Annotated in this window: 19 protein-coding genes; 12 read left to right on the forward strand and 7 right to left on the reverse strand. The window is 64.2% G+C overall.

Annotated features, from left to right (window positions below):
* Window positions 1-401: 401 nt before the first annotated feature.
* From FLG15_RS14945 to FLG15_RS14970, 6 genes are all read left to right on the forward strand, one after another.
* Window positions 402-794: a PTS sugar transporter subunit IIA gene (locus tag FLG15_RS14945; RefSeq protein WP_017154797.1), complete on the forward strand. Its 393-nt coding sequence runs from the start codon at window positions 402-404 to the stop codon at window positions 792-794.
* Complete coding sequence (locus FLG15_RS14950; RefSeq protein ID WP_005913389.1) at window positions 787-1,056, forward strand: HPr family phosphocarrier protein; 270 nt, start codon at window positions 787-789, stop codon at window positions 1,054-1,056. Before FLG15_RS14945 ends, FLG15_RS14950 begins: the two co-directional genes overlap by 8 nt.
* A 58-nt stretch (window positions 1,057-1,114) precedes the next feature.
* The gene (ptsP, locus tag FLG15_RS14955; protein ID WP_150146667.1) at window positions 1,115-2,845 is read left to right on the forward strand and encodes a phosphoenolpyruvate--protein phosphotransferase; all 1,731 of its coding nucleotides are present in this window, start codon (window positions 1,115-1,117) and stop codon (window positions 2,843-2,845) included.
* 14 nt (window positions 2,846-2,859) lie between these two features.
* Window positions 2,860-3,162, forward strand: a complete 303-nt coding sequence (locus FLG15_RS14960; RefSeq protein WP_057679292.1) for a hypothetical protein — start codon at window positions 2,860-2,862, stop codon at window positions 3,160-3,162.
* Between the two features lie 314 nt (window positions 3,163-3,476).
* Complete coding sequence (mgtE, locus tag FLG15_RS14965; RefSeq protein ID WP_003487859.1) at window positions 3,477-4,838, forward strand: magnesium transporter; 1,362 nt, start codon at window positions 3,477-3,479, stop codon at window positions 4,836-4,838.
* A 110-nt stretch (window positions 4,839-4,948) separates the two neighbouring features.
* Window positions 4,949-5,773 (forward strand): carboxylesterase family protein, encoded by an 825-nt coding sequence (locus tag FLG15_RS14970; protein WP_017154793.1) that lies wholly within the window; start codon window positions 4,949-4,951, stop codon window positions 5,771-5,773.
* A gap of 60 nt (window positions 5,774-5,833) precedes the next feature.
* Here the strand turns inward: FLG15_RS14970 and cydB are convergent, their stop codons facing one another.
* From cydB to FLG15_RS14995, 5 genes are all read right to left on the reverse strand, one after another.
* Entirely contained in the window at window positions 5,834-6,850 is a 1,017-nt protein-coding gene (gene cydB / locus FLG15_RS14975; protein WP_057679294.1) for a cytochrome d ubiquinol oxidase subunit II, read from the reverse strand.
* Complete coding sequence (locus FLG15_RS14980; protein ID WP_017154791.1) at window positions 6,850-8,247, reverse strand: cytochrome ubiquinol oxidase subunit I; 1,398 nt, start codon at window positions 8,245-8,247, stop codon at window positions 6,850-6,852. Before FLG15_RS14980 ends, cydB begins: the two co-directional genes overlap by 1 nt.
* A 332-nt stretch (window positions 8,248-8,579) precedes the next feature.
* Entirely contained in the window at window positions 8,580-9,809 is a 1,230-nt protein-coding gene (locus tag FLG15_RS14985) for a dipeptidase (RefSeq protein WP_150146669.1), read from the reverse strand.
* Between the two features lie 573 nt (window positions 9,810-10,382).
* Window positions 10,383-11,771, reverse strand: a complete 1,389-nt coding sequence (locus FLG15_RS14990) for an amino acid permease (RefSeq protein ID WP_039574018.1) — start codon at window positions 11,769-11,771, stop codon at window positions 10,383-10,385.
* Window positions 11,743-12,750 (reverse strand): pectate lyase family protein, encoded by a 1,008-nt coding sequence (locus FLG15_RS14995; protein ID WP_150146671.1) that lies wholly within the window; start codon window positions 12,748-12,750, stop codon window positions 11,743-11,745. Before FLG15_RS14995 ends, FLG15_RS14990 begins: the two co-directional genes overlap by 29 nt.
* 244 nt (window positions 12,751-12,994) lie before the next feature.
* On the opposite strand from FLG15_RS14995, the gene FLG15_RS23515 reads away from it, so the two are divergent.
* Window positions 12,995-13,183, forward strand: a complete 189-nt coding sequence (locus tag FLG15_RS23515) for a hypothetical protein (protein ID WP_237377095.1) — start codon at window positions 12,995-12,997, stop codon at window positions 13,181-13,183.
* Between the two features lie 347 nt (window positions 13,184-13,530).
* On the opposite strand, the gene FLG15_RS15005 is transcribed toward FLG15_RS23515, so the two are convergent.
* Window positions 13,531-14,472, reverse strand: coding sequence for a proline iminopeptidase-family hydrolase (locus FLG15_RS15005; RefSeq protein ID WP_057679299.1), 942 nt, complete (start codon window positions 14,470-14,472; stop codon window positions 13,531-13,533).
* Between the two features lie 382 nt (window positions 14,473-14,854).
* The gene (locus FLG15_RS15015) at window positions 14,855-15,619 is read right to left on the reverse strand and encodes a LuxR family transcriptional regulator (protein ID WP_057679300.1); all 765 of its coding nucleotides are present in this window, start codon (window positions 15,617-15,619) and stop codon (window positions 14,855-14,857) included.
* A gap of 192 nt (window positions 15,620-15,811) precedes the next feature.
* Here FLG15_RS15015 and FLG15_RS15020 point away from each other — a divergent pair, with 192 nt between their 5' ends.
* The 5 genes from FLG15_RS15020 (at window position 15,812) to FLG15_RS15045 (ending at window position 20,985) form a co-directional block, all read left to right on the forward strand.
* Window positions 15,812-17,194 carry an APC family permease gene (locus FLG15_RS15020; protein WP_150146675.1) on the forward strand — a complete coding sequence of 461 codons (1,383 nt, stop codon included), beginning with the start codon at window positions 15,812-15,814 and terminating at the stop codon, window positions 17,192-17,194.
* A gap of 94 nt (window positions 17,195-17,288) precedes the next feature.
* Window positions 17,289-17,495, forward strand: coding sequence for a hypothetical protein (locus tag FLG15_RS15025; RefSeq protein WP_057679302.1), 207 nt, complete (start codon window positions 17,289-17,291; stop codon window positions 17,493-17,495).
* Between the two features lie 151 nt (window positions 17,496-17,646).
* The gene (locus FLG15_RS15030) at window positions 17,647-19,044 is read left to right on the forward strand and encodes a trypsin-like serine peptidase (protein ID WP_150146678.1); all 1,398 of its coding nucleotides are present in this window, start codon (window positions 17,647-17,649) and stop codon (window positions 19,042-19,044) included.
* Between the two features lie 399 nt (window positions 19,045-19,443).
* Window positions 19,444-19,842, forward strand: coding sequence for a hypothetical protein (locus FLG15_RS15040; RefSeq protein WP_057678741.1), 399 nt, complete (start codon window positions 19,444-19,446; stop codon window positions 19,840-19,842).
* Window positions 19,843-19,977: 135 nt separating this feature from the next.
* Window positions 19,978-20,985, forward strand: a complete 1,008-nt coding sequence (locus FLG15_RS15045; RefSeq protein WP_150146681.1) for an MBL fold metallo-hydrolase — start codon at window positions 19,978-19,980, stop codon at window positions 20,983-20,985.
* The last annotated feature ends 1 nt before the right edge of the window (window position 20,986 follow it).

Raw genomic sequence — 20,986 nt, forward strand, 5'->3', positions numbered from 1 at the left:
GCGCTGGCTGGCGTGTGGCGGACGCTGCGCAGGCCAACGACGCTGTAGCTGGTGCGACTGGATCGCCGACGTTCCCGAAAGCCGCTTGGCGTTCTCGTTCGGCGCGCCATGCAACGCTGCACGACCGATGCGCTGTCGCCGTCACCACCAATGCGTCGTGGTATTCCGCCGTGCATGGCGACATGTCCCCGCGCGCTGCAGGGAAACGGCAGCGCTCGCTTGCGCTGCAGGCCGTACTGCTGGCGCTGCGCACGTCGCGGATCGCGCCACGCCGGCAGCGCACGATGGCGCACATGCTGCCGCCGCGTCGCTGCCGCGGTCCTAAACGGCTATTCAGTTCGCAACGCATCTGTGTAGGCAGACGCTATCGCGCAGTCATGCTGACCTGTTAACGTTTCGACATGGCCTGTGGCATTCTCCTCATTACTCATCCCGGCATCGGCGCGGCGTTGTTGAACGTGGCGACGGGGCTGTTGCGGCAATTGCCGTTGAAGACCGAAGCATTCGAGGTGCCCTTCGATGCAGACCTGGACGCGTTGCTGCCCCAGGCATCGTCGGCGATGCGCCGGGTCGACAGCGGTGACGGCGTGCTGGTCATGACCGACCTGTACGGCGCCAGCCCCAGCAATCTGGCCAACCGTCTGGCCAAGCTGGGCACACCGGTTCGCCGGGTGTCCGCACTGAGCCTGCCGATGCTGCTGCGCGTGATGAACTACCCCGAACAAGGATTGCAGGAGCTGCCCGCCACTGCGGCGGCCGGTACCCGCAACGGAGCGATCATCGACGATGCTTGAACGCGAACTCATAGTTTCCAACCGACTCGGACTGCATGCGCGGGCCACCGCCAAGCTGGTGCAGACGTTGTCGTCGTATCGCAGCAACGCCACCCTGGCGGCCAAGGGGCGCGAGGTGAATGCCAAGAGCATCATGGGCGTGATGTTGCTGGCCGCAGGCCAAGGCACCAGCGTGGTGGTGCGGCTGGATGGCGAAGACGAAGCCGAGGCCTTGCAGGCGCTGGTGGACCTGTTCGAGCGCCGTTTCGACGAGGACAGCTGAGCATGCGCGGCGTCGGTGCCGTTGCGACCGACACGGCGCCGCTGCGCCAGGGACGCGCATGAGCCTGCGCCTGCGCGGACATGGCGCTGCACGCGGCAACGCGCTTGGCCGCGCACGCGTGCGCCAGAGCCATACCCTGGAAGTGGCCGAACAACGCGTGCCCGCCAGTCAGGTGGAAACGCAGCTGCAGCGCCTGCATGTAGCCATCGCCTCGGCACGGGTCGAGATGCAGCAGCTGCGCGATCGCCTGCACGGCGCACTGGCGAGCGAGGTCGGCGAATTCCTCGAGTTGCATGCATTGCTGCTCGATGACCCCGAGCTGCTGAAAGGCCTGGATGAGCTGATCCGCACCCACCGCTACAGCGCCGACTATGCCTTGCGTGTGCAGCGCGACCGTCTGGCGGCAGTGTTCGACGGGATGGAGGATGCATATCTCAAGAGCCGCATGGACGATCTGGATCACGTGATCGGTCGCATCCACGCGTTCTTGCACAAGCGCGCCCCCGACCTCAAGGGTGTGGCCGGCGAGATCCTGGTGTGCGACAACGTGGCACCTTCCGAGCTGGCGCAGCTGCAGGCACAAGGCGTGGTCGGCATCGTCACCACCGCCGGCAGCACGCTGTCGCACAGCGCGATCCTGGCGCGCAGCCTGCACCTGCCGTTGGTGGTGGGCGTCGGCGATGCGCTGCAGCGCATCGAAGATGGCGATGTGTTGATTGTCGATGCCGGCTCGGGCCAGGTGATCGTCGACCCCAAGCCCGAACATCTGCGCGACTACCGCGAGCGCCTGCGTGCGCTGGCCAAGGAACAGCGCGAGCTGGGCCGGCTGCGCTCCAAGCCCACGCGCACGCGCGACAACGTCGACATCACCCTGCTGGCCAACGCCGAATCGCTGGAAGACGTGGCCAACGCGCATGCGCTCGGCGCCAGCGGCCTGGGCTTGTACCGCACCGAATTCCTGTTCCTGCAGCGCAACGAGCTGCCGGACGAAGACGAACAGTTCCACACCTACCGCGACACCGTGCTGGGCATGAGCGGCCGCCCGGTCACCATCCGCACCCTGGACCTTGGCGCCGACAAGGCCGACCGCACCGGCCTGACCTTGAGCGATGAGGACAACCCGGCGCTGGGCCTGCGCGGGGTGCGCCTGTCGCTGGCGCGGCCGGCGGTGGCACAGGCGCAATTGCGCGCGATCCTGCGTGCGTCCGGCTATGGGCCGGTGCGCATCCTGGTGCCGATGGTCAGCGGCCGCGAAGAAATCCTGCAGCTGCGCAAGCAGTTGAAGAAGCTCACCGCGCAGCTGCGTGCCGAAGGCCACGAGATCGCCGAGCATATTCCGCTGGGTGCGATGATCGAGGTACCGGCTGCGGCATTGGCGCTGGACTGCTTCATCGACGATATCGATTTCCTGTCCATCGGCACCAACGACCTGGTGCAGTACCTGCTGGCGGTGGATCGCAACAACGAGGCGCTGGGCGAGCTGTATTCGCCCCTGCATCCCGCCGTCCTCCGACTGATCGCCCAGGTCATCGCCACCGGACGCACCTGTGGCAAGCCGGTCGCGGTGTGCGGCGAAATCGCCGGCGATCCGCGCTTCGTACCGATGCTGCTGGCATTGGGGCTCACCGAGTTCAGCCTGCATCCGGCCACCCTGCTGGAAGTGCGCCGCGCGGTGCGCGACGCCCACCTGGGCGAGTTGCGCGTGCACGGCGAAAAATTGCTGCGCGCCCGCGATCGCAAGGGCATCGAGAAATGGCTGGCCGGCCATGCGCAGACCATGTTGCGTTAACGCCACAGGCGACGGTGAGGTCTCACAGAGACCTCATGACAACTCGAAAATCACCATGGGACCAGTGGGCCGAGCTCAACGAGATCGAGTACAAGCTCAAGCTCAAAAGCGACAGTGAGGTGCCACCCGAGGATGGCTGGACCGATGATCAGCGCATCATGGCAACCGTCAACCAAGTCCATTTTCGCTCATACCGCATCGAGCGGCGACAAGACATCCTCTTTACCCCATTGCGACGGCAACAGACTGCCCAAAGGGTTGACCGCGTGATGCTGATTACGGCTGTGATGCTGTTGCTATACGTGCTGCTGAGGTAAGCCCTGACAGTCCATTCAAGCCGGAACCGCTGTGCGTGTCGGCGTACTTCAGGCAACTTCGCCCCCGCGCACGCAGCGATACGAAGAGTTGGCCACGCGTAGCAGCTTGCGCACGCCTCACGTCGTTGGTCCGATGCGGCGGACTCCCGCGCAATAGACGCACCAATTCAAGTCGCATTCGGCATCACTTCGGCAATCCGCACGCATCCGGCACGCCCCTGTATGTTTCGTCACCATACGCAAGCGATAATGCCTTGCTGACCCAGCACCGCGTCCTTGACTGATGGCGCGTCCACTCTTCCGGGAAGCCGCGCATGGCCGAAGCCGTCCGCCACGACAAAACCGCGCGCCAGCTACGCCTGCTGTCCGACGCGCTGGATAGCGGACGCCTGGGGCCGGTACGCCGGTTGGTCAATACGCTGGCGCCGGCGGAAATCGGCAACCTGCTCGAATCGCTGCCACCGGGCAAGCGCGAAGTGGTGTGGGGGCTGGTCGATCCGGAAGACGATGGCGAGGTGCTGCTGCACGTCGGCGACGAAGTACGCGAAAGCCTGCTGGCCGACATGGACCCGGACGAGATCGTGGCTGCGGTCGAAGACCTGGACATCGACGATCTGGCCAACCTGGTCGAAGACCTGCCCGACACCGTCATCGATGAAGTGCTCAAGTCGATGGACCGCGAAAACCGCGAGCGGCTCGAGCAGGTGCTCTCGTATCCGGAAGACACCGCCGGGCGCCTGATGAACCCGGACGTGGTCACCGTGCGCGCCGACGTCAATGTGGATGTGGTGCTGCGCTATCTACGCCTGCGCGGCGAGCTGCCCGACCACACCGATCACCTGTACGTGGTGAGCCGGCGCCACCAATACCTGGGCCGCGTGCCGCTGGCGGCGCTGGTCACCCACGAAGACAGCACGCCGGTCAACCGGCTGATCGACGACGAGCAGCCGGCCATCGATGTCGGCGATGGGTCCGACGAGGTGGCGCGGCGCTTCTCCGACCACGACTGGATCTCCGCACCGGTGGTGGACGACAACAACATCCTGCTCGGCCGCATCACCATCGACGACGTGGTCGACATCATCCGCGAGCAGGCCGAGCACCAGGCCATGAGCGCGGCCGGCCTGGACGAAGACGAAGACATGTTCAGCCCGGCACGGCGCGCATTCCGGCGCCGCCTGATCTGGCTGAGCATCAATCTGTGCACCGCGTTCCTGGCCTCCAGCGTGGTCAGCAGGTTCGAAGGCACCATCGAAAAACTGGTGGCGCTGGCGGCGCTGATGCCGATCGTGGCCGGCATGGGCGGCAATGCCGGCACCCAGGTGCTGGCCCTGATGGTGCGCGGTCTGGCACTGGGCCAGATCGGCTCCTCCAACGTGATGACCTTGCTCAAGAAAGAGCTCACTGTCGCGCTGATCAACGGGCTGTGCCTGGGCATCGGGCTTGGCTTGATCGTGCTGGCCTGGTTCCGGCAACCGATGCTCTCGCTGGTGATCGGCACCGCGTTGACGGTGAACATGCTCACTGCCGCCTTCGGCGGAGTGCTGGTGCCGGTGACCCTGAAACGGTTGGGCTTCGATCCGGCATTGGCCGGTGGCGTGATCCTGACCACCCTGACCGACGTGATGGGCTTTCTGAGCTTCCTGGGCCTGGCCACGTTGATCCTGCTGCCCTGACCTGCGCTACCCGCCCGGCGGCCACGCAGGCGATGACGACAAGCAGATGAATATTCGACAGGAATCGCCTCGCCTCGACACGCCAACGCACCGGCATGCGGTAATACTGCATAGATGTGATCGGTCGGGAGAGCTGCGTGATTCGTCGTTGTCTTGTTGTCATTGCCATTGCGCTGCTGCTGGCCGGCTGTTCCAGCATGGCTGAGCGCCACCACGACCAGCGCCGCGGCCACTTCGTCACCCGCACGCTGAAAATGGAAGGGCGCCTGTACCGCTATCAGGTGTTCGTACCCGCGTCCAAGGTGCCGCAGCCGCGGCCCATCGTGCTGTTCCTGCATGGCTCGGGCGAGCGCGGCGACAATGGGCGCGATCAGGCCGAAGTCGGCCTGGGCCCGTACTTGAGCGAACACACCGCCGACTTCCCCGCGCTTGTCGTATTGCCGCAAGTGCCCAATGACGAAGAGTGGATGGGCGTCAATGCGCGCATGGCGATCGCGGCGCTGGATGCGGCCAGTGCCGAGTTCGCTGCCGACCCGCAGCGCACCTACCTCACCGGCATTTCAATGGGCGGCTATGGCGCCTGGGAAATCGGGCTGATGCAGCCGCAACGGTTTGCGGCGATCGTGCCGATCTGCGGCGCACTCAAGGCACCGCGCGATGAACGCCGCACCTTGTACGTGAGCCTGGTAGCGAAGGAAGCGGACCCGTACACCGCGGCAGTGACGCAACTCAAGCACGTGCCGATCTGGATGTTCCATGGCGCCAAGGACGATTCGGTGCCGCCGCACGACGACCGCGCGCTCTACCGGGCCGCGAAGGGCGTCGGCGCCAATGTGCGTTACAGCGAATATCCGCAAGGCAACCACAATGCCTGGGACGCGACCTATGCGGATCCGGCGATGTGGGAATGGATGTTCAAGCAGCGCCTGCGCTGACGCTGTGCAGCGCCACGCGGGCACCGCGCCCGCGTGCGGGCATGACACGGCCAATGCGCCTCAGTGGTGATACCCGGTGTCGGCGGTGATCTTGCCGCGGAAGACGCGGTACGACCATACCGTGTAGCCCAGGATCAGGGGCAGCAGCATGACCAGCCCCACCATCGCGAACAGCTGCGAAGACGGCGGCGCGGCAGCCTGCCAGATGGTGTAGACCGGCGGCACCAGATACGGCCACATGCCCAGCACCAGGCCCAAAAAGCCCAGTACGAACAAGCCCATCGCCAGCAGGAAGGGCAGCGCGTCCGAGCGCGCGGACTCGCTCGCACGCCATAGCGCAACGCCCACGATGGCGACCAGCAGCGGCACCGGCATCAGCCACAGATAGTGCGTGCCATTGAACCAGCGCTCCATCACATGCGACTGCAGCGAGGGCAACCAGGCGCTGACCAGGCCGATGAAGATCAATACGCTGATGGTCAACGGCCGGCTCAACTGCCGCGCCAACTGCTGCACGTGGCCCTCCGTCTTGAGAATCAGCCAGGTACTGCCGAGCAGCGCATAGCCGAACACCAAGGCGGCGCCGGTCAGCATCGCGAATGGGCTGAACCAGCCCCAGATGCCGCCGACGTAGCGGTCGTTCTCGATCGGCAGCCCCTGCACCAGCGCGCCCAGGATCACGCCCTGCGCGAAGGTGGCCAGGATCGAACCGCCGGCAAACGCATTGCTCCACAAGCGCCGCGAGCGATGCGCCTTGAAGCGGAATTCGAATGCAACGCCGCGGAACACCAAAGCCATCACCATCAACAGCACCGGCAGATACAGCGCCGACAAGATCACCGCATACGCCTTGGGAAATGCGGCCAGCAGCCCTGCCCCGCCGAGCACCAGCCAGGTTTCGTTGCCGTCCCAGATCGGCGCGGCGGTGTTCATCATCAGATCCAGCTGCGCTTCGTCCTTGCGGAACGGCGCCAGGATGCCGATGCCAAGCACGAAGCCGTCCAGCACGACGTACATCAGCACCCCGAAGCCGATCACCGCAAACCACGCCACCGGCAATATGCTCGTCATCTCCATCATGCAGCTCCGTCGATCGATTCGTCGGCCGCCGACAGCGGGCGTGCGGGCGTGTGTTCGCCATGATCCAGCTGCGGCGCATCATGCGGTGTCGGTCCGATCTTGCCGATCTTGACCAGATACCAGATGCCCCAGCCGAACACGAACGCGTAGCCGGCGACATACACCGCCAGCGAGATGGCGGTCATCAGCGCAGACTGCGGGCCCACCGCGTCGGCGGTGCGCAACAAGCCGTAAACCACATAGGGCTGACGGCCGATTTCGGTGACGAACCAGCCCGAAACCAGCGCGATGAAGCCGCTCGGCAACATCCAGCGCCACACCGCCAGCAACCAGCGCCACTGCACCAACTTGCCGCGCCACAACGCGAACGCAGACACCCAGGCCACGAGCAGCATCATTGAGCCGATCCCCACCATGATGCGGAAGGCGAAGAACACCGGCGTCACCGGTGGGCGCTCGCTTGCCGGCACCGACGTCAGCGGCGCGATGCTGCCATCCGGGCGATGGGTCAGGATCAGGCTGCCCAGGCGCGGAATCGCCACCTCATAGTCGTTACGCTCGGCCTGCGCGTTGGGTAACGCAAACACCACCAGCGGGAACCCCTCGCCCGGCTTTTCGGCATGCCAGTGCGCTTCCATCGCCGCGATCTTCATCGGCTGATGCTTGAGCGTGTTCAAGCCGTGCATGTCGCCGACGACGATCTGCAGCGGTACGGCAATCGCGGCAAACACCACGGCCAGCTTGAGCATGCGCAGCCCTGCCTGGCGGTGCACGCCACGATGCAGATACCACGCGCCCACGGCACCCACCACGAAGCAGGTGGTGATGAACGAGCCCAGCGCCATGTGCGCAAGCCGATACGGGAAAGAAGGGTTGAAGATGATCTGCAACCAGTCCACCGGATGCACCACGCCGCCGCTGACCTCATAACCGGCCGGGGTCTGCAACCAGCTGTTGGACGACAGGATCCAGAACGTGGAAAACAACGTGCCCAGCGCCACCATGCAGGTGGCCAGGAAATGCAGGCGCTCGGAAATGCGACCCCAGCCGAACATCATCACGCCCAGGAAACTGGCTTCCAGAAAGAACGCGGTGAGTACTTCATAGCTCAGCAGTGGCCCGATCACGCCACCGGCCACGCGGCTCAATTCCGGCCAGTTGGCCCCGAACTGGAAGGCCATCACGATGCCGCTGACCACGCCCATGCCGAAAGACACCGCAAAGATCTTCTGCCAGAAAAAATACAGCTCGCGCCAGACCGGCAGGCGGGTGCGCAACCAGCGCCATTCCAGAAACGCCAGCAGGCTGGAAAGCCCGATGGTGAATGCCGGAAACAACACGTGGAACGCGATGACGAATCCGAACTGTATCCGCGATAACAGCAGTGCGTCCATGGAGAACCCTCCAGGAAAAAGTGATCGTCGGCGTGCAGGTCGCAGGGCGATCGCCGGGATGCACTGCATCGGGCGATCGCGCGCACGCTGCTGCGCTACGCGATCATGATAGGGACGGTCGGGCCCGTTCCCGATGCGACACGGCGTCGCATCTGCGACAAATTGCCGCCCTTGTACTGCAGAGCGCCGCATCACACGCCATGCAGTGCAGTGCACCGAAGCGGCCCAATCGCGCGAACGCTGTCACTGCGATACGCCGCGCGCCAGTCATTGCACGTCGACAGGCGGCGCAACCCGCCATGCCGGTGCCGTCCAACCGGGTCGCCGGAACGCTATGGCCGCACCCGCTCCCAGATGCGCAGGAAGTTGCCGCTATACACATCCACGATGCGTTGGGTGGGCCAGCCGGCATCCAGCATCGCCTGCGTGAGCTTGGGCAGATCCGCCCCGCTGCGCATCCCGGTCGGCACGCTGGAAATGCCGCCATCGAAATCGCTACCGAAACTCAGGTATTTCCATGGATCTTCGACGATCCCCATGGCGGCAATCTGCCGGGCAAACGCTTCGTAGTACGCAACGACAAAGGCAAGATCGGCATCCATGTCCGGCGTGCCATCGGCCAGATAGGCGTGTTGCAAGAAGTACGGCGCCAGGATGACGCTGATGCAGCCACCGGTCTGCACGATGGCACGGATCGCCGCATCGTCGAGCGCCCGGTCCAGGTGACGCGAGGGCCGCGTTTCCACACCACGCGTGACGCTGCGCGATGCGCCATGCGAGACGAAGGCCGGCACGTTGCGACGGATGCAGATGCCGCAGGCGTCAAGGATCCCCTGGCTCGAGGTATGCGAAAGATCCACCAGAAGCCCGGCATCGATGCAGCGCTCCACCACCTGCCGGCCAAACGCCGTCAGCCCCGCACCCTTCTTCTCGCGCCACGGATTGAGCGATGCATAGCCGGCCTGGGAGATGTCGGTATGGCTGAAATGGTTGAGCGTCAGATAGGCGGCGCCGGCCTTGGCCGCACTGTCCAGACGCGCCAGCCGCAGCGCCTGGCTGCGGACACCGCGTGGTCCAAGCATGTGCGCACCCTCCAACGACAGGATGGCGCAGCACAGACCCGCTGCGCGAATCGCGCGTAGCTCGGCGGCGCTGCGTGCCAGCCGCATCCGCCCATCGCTCGCCGCCACCATCTTCTGGACATAGCGCCGATGCGCCACCCAGTGCTTCCAGGGGTCGAGAAAAGGCACACCGATGAGGTTTTCCCACAGTGCGTGGGCGCTGAAACAGGCACCGCCATAGCCGCCGGCAAGAAAGTCTGGGCCGCTCACGTGGTACATCAGCGGTTGGTTGCGACCTCTCGGCGAGGTCTTGGACATCAACCAGAGGATCGCAGAACGCCGATGCGCTTTCCAATCGCCCTTCCAGAAATCGAAGCCGCCCAGCCGCGACAGATACAGCGAATCCAGATGCGTATCGACCGGACACGCCAATGCATGCACTGCGTCCAGCGTGCGCGGCGGAGCCAAGTCAGCCAGGTTGTCGGAGGAAACTGCATGCATGGGCGAACCCCGGCAATGACGTCTGAAGAAGTCACCCATAAGAGCGCGTTACTGCATTGAATATCCCGCCGCAATTGTTCGAGCGCCCTGATGGGTCGAGCATGTGCGTTCAGATGAGAGTAACCGAACTGGACCATCAAATCCGCAACGCGAGTGCCCGGCCCGAGAGGAAAACGCAGGACTGCTGACGCATTTCTCGTTTCGCTTGGCACTGCAATCGGTGCGGCGGTTTTTTGTTTGACCCGTCGTCATCCAACCAGGTGGCGACGAGTCCTGGAAACCTCTGGTGACGATGCCGCATGCTGCGACGAGAAGCCTGCCGATATCGGTAAGTCCTGCGTGTGCAACCGCAGCGGTTCCTGGACAGGCGGATTAGCGCGCGTGCGCGATTGCGGGCGCGCTACCCCGATGCCGTGATCCGTGGCCAGGCCGGCACCGGGACACATGAACTTTGCCAGCAACGACCGGGGCAATTCCCGGTCGCATTCGCGTCATGCGCGCTGGCCGCTGGTGACAGCTGACAAGCCCGCCACCGCATGCAACGCACCAGCGCACTGGCACGCTCACCATCCCTCACATGCGCGCACGCAGGCGCCGCGCAACTTCGCTGACCGCTGCGATGACTGCGGTCAGCGCGACCATCGAGAGGAATTGCGCGCGCGTATCGGCCGAAGAGGCCAACAACACGAAGATCACGGCCAGGATGACCAGCGCCAACACCGTCAGAAACGGATAGCCGCGCATGCGGAACGGCAACGCAAGGCCGGCACGGTCCGCGCGGGCGCGCAAGATCAGTTGCGACACCAGCGAGATCGTCCACACCAGCAGGCAGGTGGCGCCGACGATGTTGAGCAGCATGGGCAACACCTTGTTCGGATACAGCAACTCCAGCGCTGCGGCGGCGAAGCCGAACAACACGCTGGCGATCACCGCCACCAGCGGCACCTGCTCGCCGCTGGTCCTGGCCAGCAGCCGCGGCGCTTCGCCACGCTGGGCCAGCGAGAAGATCATCCGCGAGGCGCCGTATAGGTTGGCGTTGAGCGCCGACAGCAGCGCCACCACCGCCACCAGGGTGATCGCCGTGGCGGCACCGGGAATGCGCGCCACGTCCAGCACAGCCGCGAACGGCGAGCTGAGCGCGGCGCTGGTCCACGGCACCACCGCCACGATCACGCTGATCGACCCGATATAGAACACCAGGATGCGCCAGGCAACGGTGCGGATGGTGCGTGCCAGGCTACGTCCCGGGTCGGCGGTTTCCGCTGCGGCCACCGCCACGATTTCGGTGCCGCCGAAGGCAAACACCACCACCAGCAGGGCCGAGCCGATACCAGCCAGACCCTTCGGCGCAAAGCCGCCGTTCTGCGTGAAGTTGGACAGCCCGGGCGACGCCACGCCGGGCAACCAGCCCGCCAGCAAGGCCACGCCGATCAGCAGGAACACCACGATCGCCAGCACTTTCAGAATGGCGAACCAGAATTCGAACTCGCCAAAGTTGCGCACGCCAAGCAGATTGATCGCAGTGAACGTGGCCATGAACAGCAACGCCAGCAACGGCACCGGCAACGCCGGCCAGACCGTGGCCAGCAGCCCGGCGGCGCCTACCGCTTCGGCCGCAATCACCACCACCACCTGAAACCACCACAGCCAGCCCACGGTGGCGCCGGCCGTCGGGCCCATCGCATCGGCCGCGTACACCGAAAAGGCCCCGCTGGCCGGCTTGGCGGCGGCCATTTCGCCCAGCGCGTTCATCACGATGATGACCAACGCCCCGGCAATCAGATACGAGATCAGCACCGCCGGCCCGGCCGCGTGGATGCCCACGCCGGAACCCAGAAACAGCCCGGCGCCGATCGCCGTGCCCAGGCCCATCATCATCAATTGCCGCGGCTTCAGCGCATGGCGCAATGCAGGCGCGGCGGGCGCAGCGGTCTCAGCAACGGAATCGGTCGGAAGCGGCATGGACAGGCTTGCATGGATGGAATCGCGACACGATACCGTTGGTGGCATTGGCGTAGGGCTTACTGCCGTCCGGCGTGCTCCAGGTGATGCCGCTGCCAACGTAGTTGTTGATCAGGTCCCAGTAGCCGATCTCGCTGCTGTCGCGCGAGGTCACCGGGTTCTTGATGTTCTCGAAGTAGTTGGACTCGATCTTGGCCACCCCACCCATGCGCACGTTGATGCCCGAGGTGAGCACATTGTTGAAGTAGTTGTTGTAGATGTGGCTCAAACCGCGGCGCTGCAATGGCAAACGCGATTCCACGTTCTCGAAGCGGTTGTGGTGATACGTGGTGCGCGCAGCCGCGTTCTTGGTGTCGCTGTCGCTGTAGCCGTTGAGCGCGACCTTTTGATAGTTGTAGACATAGTTGTAGGACACGGTGACGTGGTGCACGCCCTTCTTCATGTCGATGCCGCCGTCGAAGGAGGCATCGCCTGCACCGGAGCACTTGGTGAGCGAGGCGAAGATGGTGTTGTGGTCGATCCAGATCTTGGACGGCTCGCCGCTGGAGTTGCCTTCCAGCGAGATCGAATCCGCATCTTCGCCGCCTTGCAGCAAGCCGATGGTCATGTTCTGGATGATCACGTTGTGCGCATTGCCTACCACACGCACGCCGAAGTTCGCCGAAGAGCCATTGGCGCCCTTGATGGTGATATCGCTCTTGTTCTTGATCTGCACGGTCTTGGCCGGCAGCTTCCATTGCGCGCACACGTCCTTGATGCTGCCGAAGTCGAACTGGCCGGTGTAGTTGAGCACCAGCCCGCCGCTACCGGAATAGTTATCGATGGTGGCCTGCACCGCTTCGAACGTCGCCACGTTGACTGGCGACTTGTTGCCGCCGCCGGTAGTCGCCGCACCGTAGCCAACCGGGCCGGCAATCGCGCCGGCGGCGCAAGCGGACAGTGCAAGCGCAAGTGCGCCCTGGAGCGTCTTGATGATCATGTAGCCTCTCCCAATGAAGTCGACAAGCGATGCCGGCCGTCAGCGCAGTGGCGACGACAACAGCAAGGCGATGCGTGGGGGGCTGCATTCTTCGCGCGATTTAAAGCATAAAACAATTATTCATCTTCGAAACTTAGACACACCGCGGCGTTCTCTTTCCGGGACATGCAAAAGAGACAGCGAAGGACAGCCGGGACAGGACACGCCAATGCCAGGCGATCGCCATGTGTGGATCGATGCATGCGTGCGTGCGCCTGCAGATGCCGGCGATGCGCAGGCGTTGGAATGTGCAGCGCGATTGCGCCTGCAAACCGTCACGATCTACATGCCGGCGCAGCGGCAGGCATCGGCGCACTCAGTGCATGCCTGGCGATCGCAGCTGGCCAATTGCACTGCAGTCATGCATTGCAGCGCTGCGTCCACATCGGCATGAACAGGCGCACGCAAGCTGTCGCGCGCGAGCGCCGGCGCGGCGCACCAGAGCGAATACGTGCATGGCTACCGATCGTCTGCGTTGCCTTCCACGCTGCGGCCTGTGCGCTGCGACGCTCGCACATCAACGCGCGCTAGCGGCCTGAAACGGGCTTACGTCGATGCTCGAACCTCCATTGACACAGCTGCCCGGACTGCGTGCAGCGATGGAAGCACACCCACGCTGCAGGGCCCGCATCGCAGGCACGGATGGATGGTGTCTGCCCACAGCGACATGATCGCGGCAGGCAGCGAAACGTAGTGCCGTTGATCGGCCCGCTGGCGATCGCCCCAGCACACCCTGCACGCTCAAACAGCGCGATTGGCCAGTGTTGACGAGCGCAGCATTTGTCCACCGGGCCACGGTGTCTGATCGTCCAGGAAATTGCCGACCAGGCGCATGCACGCCGCACGTTCTTCCACGTGCGGCATGTGGCTGGAGTTGGCGAACACGTGCCAGCGCGCATCCGGGATCAAGCGCGCATAGGGCTCCACCGTTTCCGGCGTGGCTTCGTCGTACTTGCCAGAGAGCACCAACGTGGGCGCGGTGATGCGGTGCAGGCGCTCGATGATGCTCCAGTTGCGCAAGCTGCCCACCACGTGGAATTCGGTCGGGCCGTTCATGGCGTGATACACGGTTGGGTCGGCGTCGATGGCGGCGAACGTTCGCGCCACCTCGGCAGGCCACGGCAGCACGCGACACACGTGCTGCGCGTAGAACACCTGGCTGGCAGCGCGGTAGGCCGGATGGTCCAGCGTACCGGCGGCTTCGTGCTCGTCCAGTACGGCCTGGATATCGTCAGGCAGGCGCGCGCGCAGGCGCAGCGCAGCCGCGCGCCACAACCCCATCGAGGCGGGCGAATTGGCGATGACCAGCGCTCGCAGGCCGGCCGGACGGCGCACCGCATGTTCGGCGGCCAGCATTCCGCCCCAGGACTGGCCCAGCAATGCGTACTGCGACAGCCCCAGATGCGCGATCAGCGCCTGCAGCTCGTCCAGAAACAGCCCCACTGTCCAGAAGCCTGGCTCGGCATTGCGCAGATGCGTGGAGTTGCCGTTGCCCAGCTGGTCGTAGTGGATCACCGCGCGGCCGTTGGCCGCCAGGTCCTTGAAGCTGTCCACGTAGTCGTGCGTGCATCCGGGGCCGCCGTGCAGCACCAGCAGCGGGCAGGCATCTGCGCACAGGTCGCCGGTAATGCGGTACCAGGTGCGGTAGCCGCGGAATTCGACGTAACCCTCGGTGCACTGCATGACCTGCGCCTGCCTACGGCAATGATGAACCCCGAGCCTAGCGAGCACGCCGAGCGGGGTTAACTGGCAAATTTCACAGGTTTGGGCGCGCCCGGATGCGCGGTTGGCGCTGGCCGATAGCCGGTTGGAGCGAACGCGTTGCGTCGCCGAAAGCAACGTCTATCGCGCGACTCAGCAGCGCTTTTGGATCGAAATGTCGGCTTCCAATCAGCGCATCTATTGCCGCTGCGAACGCCACTGGACTCCATTTGGCCCACGAACGGATCGGCGTTCAGAACACAGGTGGCCGCGCCAGGGAAACGGCAATGCATGTGCGCTCTGCCGCTCCGAAACCGCCGAAGCCGCGCGCGCCGCAGCCGACACAGGCACGCTCAAAGAATACTTATGGCTCCAGCAACCGATAGTGCATACCACGCACCACTGCTTCCACGCGATTGCGTGCGCCCAGCTTGCGGGCGGCCGAATTCAGATGCAGGTTCACCGTGGCGGTTGAACGGTTGAGTGCCGCGGCAATCCGCTTGGACGTCAGGCCTTTTGCCGAATACTGCAGGCATTCGCGCTCACGACGGGTCAGCGCGATGTGGTGGCAGCGGCGCTCCTGCGGGTCCAGCAATTCCTGCGCGCGCGCCTGGAAGGCATGCGCCAGCAACAGGAAGGGCAGCAACTGCGCTTCGGCCAAACGCGGCGCCTGGGCGGCGGCGGCATCGATCGCGCCGCTGAAGGTGGCAAATGCGCCACCAGGCAAATGCAGCGGCACGGTGACACCGGTGCACATGCCGCTATCGCAGAGATAGCGGGTCACTTGCCGGTGCTGCCCCCCCACATATTCCACGCCCGCGCCGTGGCCGTCAGTGCGGTACGACCATACGAACGGCGTGGTACGTCGCGTTGCACGCTGCTGAACGGGGTCATGTTGGTAGTACCCGTACTCGCACCACACATGCTGCATATCGCCCGGCGCATTGCGCTGCATGAACACCGTTGGCGTGATCAGCGCCCCCTCCAGACTCAGGGGCACCGGCGCGTAGTCGTACACCAGCGATTGGAAACCGAGCGCGCAGACATCGCGAAATACCCGGTCCAGACAGCTATCGAGCGTCTGCAACGCCTGCAGATCGCGGCCCAGGCTGGCCAGAATGTCGAACATGATGATCCTTCGGTACCGGTGGTTGCCAGCAGATGACATCCAGCATGGAAAACCTAGCACTTTTGCCAATGGATGGGCTTGCCGGCCACATTATCGTCACAATGCCGGTCACATGGCGGCAGCACGAAACGGGCGTTCAGCTCGTCCAGGCGCTCGTGTTGCGTGCCGGCATTCCTTTCAACGGACACCTGCATGACCGACACGCCCCGCCGCGACGATGCGGCCACGCTGGAACGCTTCGGCTACGCACAGGAGCTCAAGCGGCAGCTCACGCTCAAGGATCTGCTGATCTACGGGCTGGTGTGCATGGTGCCCACGGCGCCGTTCTCGATCTTCGGCGGCGTCTTCGACATTAGTGCCGGGATGGTGCCGCTGACCTACCTGGTCGGCTTCGTGGCGATGCTGCTCACCGCACTGAGCTACCAGCAGATGTCACAGGCATTTCCGGTGGCCGGTTCGGTGTATGCCTATGTCGGACGCGGGCTGAGCAACGGCATGGGATTTCTGGCCGGCTGGGCGATTCTGCTCGACTACCTGCTGGTGCCGACCCTGCTGTATGTGGTCGGCGCCAATGCGATGCAGACCGTACTGCCGGCAATACCGCAGCCGGCGTGGATTGGGTTCTTCGTGGTGCTCAACACGGTGGTGAACCTGCGTGGCATCGAAACCACCGCACGCGCCAATCGTTTTTTCCTGCTCGCGCAGTTGCTGGTACTGGCGGTGTTCGTGGTGCTGGCGACACTGGCGATCCAGCGCGGCGTCAATGGGGCGCACTGGAGCTGGCGCCCACTGTATAACCCACAGGCGTTTTCGCCGCAGCTGATCTTCAGCGCGTTGTCGGTGGCGGTGGTGTCGTTCCTCGGCTTCGATGCCATCTCCACCATGTCCGAGGAAGCGCGCGGCGGTAATCGCGTGGTGGGGCGCGCGACCTTGCTGGCCTTGCTGATCGTGGCCGGGCTGTTCGTCCTGCAAACTTGGCTGGCGGCATTGCTGCAGCCGGACCTGCAGCGCTACCCAAGCGCGCAGGCATCCAACGATGCGTTCTTCGAGATCGGCCGATTGATCGCCGGGCCATGGCTGCAGATCGTCATTGCGCTCACTGTGGCGATCAGCGCGGCAATCGCCAATTCATTGGTCGCACAGGCGGCCACGTCGCGGCTGTTGTTCGCCATGGCGCGCGACCGGCAGTTGCCGGGCTTCCTGCGCTACATCCACCCGCGCACCGGCGTACCGCAGCGTGCGATCCTGCTGGTGGCGGGCCTGAGCCTGGTACTGGGCGAAGTCTTCGTCGGGCAGATCGCGCTGCTGTCGTCGTTGTGCAACGTCGGCGCACTGACCGCCTTCGTGTTGTTGCATATCGCAGTGCTGTGGCACTTCCGCACCCACGGCCGGCGTGTGCTGCATGGCGTGGTGCCCTTGATCGGAATCGTCATCCTGGCCTATGTGCTGCTCAATGCGGACCTGCATGCACAACTGGGTGGCGCTGCATGGATGGCGGTGGGGCTGACGGTCCTGGCGTTTCTGAAACTCAGCGGACGTTCCACCGAATTGCGCGCCAGCGACGCGCTGGAATAGCCGCGACAGCCGCGCTGTCTGTTGCGCCGCCGTATTCCGTGCGGCCAGCCACGCGCCGCGAGTCTTCGCAGCTGCATTGTGCCGGCCTGCACGCGTGATCAGACGCGAGAAGCGCGATGCTGCAGATGACCTGATCAACACAACGATGGCCGCATGGCGCATGCACAAGGTGCCGGGCCGCTTCGCGCGCGTTGCAAGGCGCTGGTGCAAGCAACTTGTCCATCGCCACTGCGTGCGCCGGCGCACTCGCAAGACCGACGACCCGCACGCAAGACGCAGCACATCGATACGCGAAAAGTAGATTGTATTTATAGCAACCATTTATCCACGAACGAGATTTTCAGCACATATTCAGCCTTGAAGTTTCGCTAGTCTCGTTCGGCGCCAACGATGGCGCCCGCTTGTTGCAGCCCCCGCTGCAGCCTGACGATCCCTGACGAGAAGGACTACCCATGAATCGCAAGAACGCGATGTATCTGGCGTTGTTTTCCGCTATTTCCGGCGCCGCAGCGGCCGCACCGCCCACCGAGATGGATGCAGCGCCGGTCACCACCGCGCCGCAGGCGGCCAAGCTTGATGCGGCCACGTTGCAATCGGCAAGCTTGCGCGGCGGCGTTCTGCCCACGCGCGTGGTGCAACTTACCGCACCCACCAGCGCCGAGATCGGCCGTGTGCGCGAGCGTCGCATTGCGCAGGTCAAGCATGGACAGCCGTTGCAGATCGGTTTTTCGCGTGCAGTCGCACAGCCAACGGTGAACCTGTCCAAGCTCGATTGGCAGATGGCTCCCGATGGCTCGCGCGTGGCCAGCCTCAAGGTCAGCTCCGCACAGGCGGCATCGCTGCGTGCATCGTTGATACTGCGTGGCGCAGGTGCAACGCCTGGCGACCCGTCCAAGGTGACGCTGCGCTTTGCCGGCAACGATGGTCGCGTGTTCGAGCAATCCGGCGCCAGCTTTGCTGCCAGCGGCAACGATATCGGCTGGTCGCCGACGGTGAGTGGCGAGGACCTGCTGGTCGAGCTGTCGCTGCCGGCCGGGTTATATCCGGAGAACTTCAGCCTCAGCATTCCGCAGCTGTCGCATCTGGATATCAGCCCCACTGCCAGCCCGCGCGACATGATGACCATTGCCATCGGCGAGAGCGATTCGTGTGAGAACGACATCGTCTGCCGTGCCAATCCCACGACCGGCTTCACCAGCGCCGCAAAGGCAGTGGCGCGCATGGTGTTCACCACCAGCCAGGGCTCGTTCCTGTGCACCGGCACGCTGCTGAACAACACCAACTCGCCCAAACGCAACCTGTTCTGGACCGCAGCGCATTGCATCAGCACGCAGACCGTGGCCAACACGCTGCAGACATACTGGTTCTACGATGCGGCCAGCTGCAATGGCAGTACGGCCAGCTCGCAGGCAACCACATTGACGGGCGGTGCGTTCCTGCGGCACGCCAACACGACGCGCGACACCGCATTGCTGGAGCTGAAGACCGCACCGCCAAGCGGCGCGTTCTATGCAGCGTGGAATAGCGCGGCGATCGGTTCCACCGGCACCTCGATTGTCGGCATCCACCACCCATCAGGCGACGTCAAGAAGTATTCGCTGGGTGCGGTCAATGCATTGAACAGCTCCATCGATGGCAAGAGCCCGCTCTATCGGGTGGTGTGGAGCGACGGCGTGACCGAAGGCGGCTCATCCGGCTCGGGCCTGTTCACCGTCGCCAGCAATGGCGCCTATCAGCTTCGTGGTGGCCTATATGGGGGTTACTCCTTCTGCAGCGCGCAGACTGATCCGGACTACTACTCGCGCTTCTCGGACGTGTATTCCACCATTTCCACCTACTTCGGCCAGTAAGCGGTAAGCCGCATGGCAGGGCGACCTTGCGCGCCTGCCACGCTGATCGCCTCGCCCGGCAATCCGATTGCCGGGCGACGCGTCTTCGGCCCGGCGAACGTGTATGCGTTAACTCATGCACTGCAACGTCCGCACGCTGTCTAATGACACCACCCTATTGTTGCCACTCACTCATGGCAACGGCGTGATGCGCTCGCGCGAGGCATCGCTCCACGGCTGTTTTTTGCAGACTCGTTCAACAAGCTTGTCGCTGTGCTGTTGCCGGCACGCTGGATTTACCAGATCCACGTCGGCCAAGCTGGCAATGCCTGATTGACCCCGGCGGCACCAACGCCGCATCGGCGGCAAGCGGCGCAATGATGCAGACTGATGGGGTCTGTTCCCTCACAACGGCTGCCCATGGTTCGCGTACGTACCTCACTGCTAGTCATCACCCTTGTGGCCTTGGCGCTGCAAACCCCTGCCCTGGCGGCCGGCAAGCCGGCCGATCGCCAGGACATCAAGGCCTACGCCCTGCAGCGATGCCTGGATAACAACTACACGCATAGCGGCAAGTACGCACCCGATCAGCTGCGCGACCGCTCGTATCTGCTCACCACCTATGCGATGGACAACGCCAAGGCCGGCGCGACCGACCGCCTGCATCGGTTTGTCGACGCCAACACGGCGGGTTTGGACAAGCGCGAAGTCCCGATGAAGGACGAAGCGCGCCGCGGCCCGTTCAATCGCATCTTCGCCCAGTGCATGGCGTTCTATCGTTCGCCGGCCTTGAATCAATTCATTGCACGCGAATTCTGAGCGTGGCGACAGAAGCAGCGAAAAAATAGCGCCCTGACCGCGGCTTCGGATCACTGCCAGCGAGGCCTGCCGTATCGTGTATAGCGCACGCAGGGATTGCATCGACACTCAACCCTCACATCGACACGAGCCACAATGACCACCTTCCAGCCATCCCGCTCCCGTCGCGCGCTGCTACGCACTGCATTCGCGGCGAGTGCGCTGACCGCAGTGGGGCAGCTCGATGCCGCTGCGCGTCCGGCGGTGCGACACACATCCGCCAAGCCCGACTCTGCGCCACCTGCCCCCTTTCCAGCCAAGGGCAGCGTGCTGGTGCTGCTGGGCACCAAGGGTGGCCCGACGCCCTCGCCCTTGCGGGCGGCGGCCGCCAATGCCCTGGTCATCGACGGGCAACCGTATCTCATCGATTGCGGCAACGGCGTGGCGCAGCAACTGGTCAAGGCCGGCATTCGACTGCCCATGCTGCGCGATATCTTTCTGACCCACCACCATTCCGACCACAATGCCGATCTGCTCAACGTGGTGTGGCTGGCCTGGGCCAGTGGCCTGCAGACGCCGGTGCATCTGTATGGCCCGCCCGGCATCGCCAGGATGGTGGAAGCGTTTGTCGCGATGAATGCCATCGACATCCAGGCACGCATCCGTGAGGAAGGCCGCCCGCCGTTCGAAGCACTCGTCCATGTGCATGAGTTCGACCAGCCCGGCACCGTTTTGAAGAACGATCAGGTCACCGTCACTGCTACCTTGGTGGACCATTACACGCTCAAGCCGGCCTTCGCCTATCGGTTCGAAGCGCCCGACCGCAGCGTGGTGTTCTCCGGCGATACGCGCTACCTGCCCGCGCTGGCCGAGTTCGCGAAGAACTCCGATGTCCTGGTGCACGAGGTGATGTATCTGGCGGCGCTACAAACGATGCTGAAGGCCAACGACAACGCCCCCACATTGCTCGACCATCTGCTCAAGAGCCACTCCACCAGCGAAGAGGTCGGCATGATTGCGGCTGCAGCCAACGCGAAGATGCTGGTGCTCAGTCACTTCGTCCCCGGCGGCGATGCATCCATCACCGATGCGATGTGGAGCGGAGGCGCGCGCAAGCATTACGCCGGGCCGATCGTAGTGGGAAAGGATCTGATGCGGCTATAGC

This window comes from Xanthomonas phaseoli pv. dieffenbachiae, from assembly GCF_008639345.1.
GTDB classification, from domain to species: domain Bacteria; phylum Pseudomonadota; class Gammaproteobacteria; order Xanthomonadales; family Xanthomonadaceae; genus Xanthomonas; species Xanthomonas phaseoli.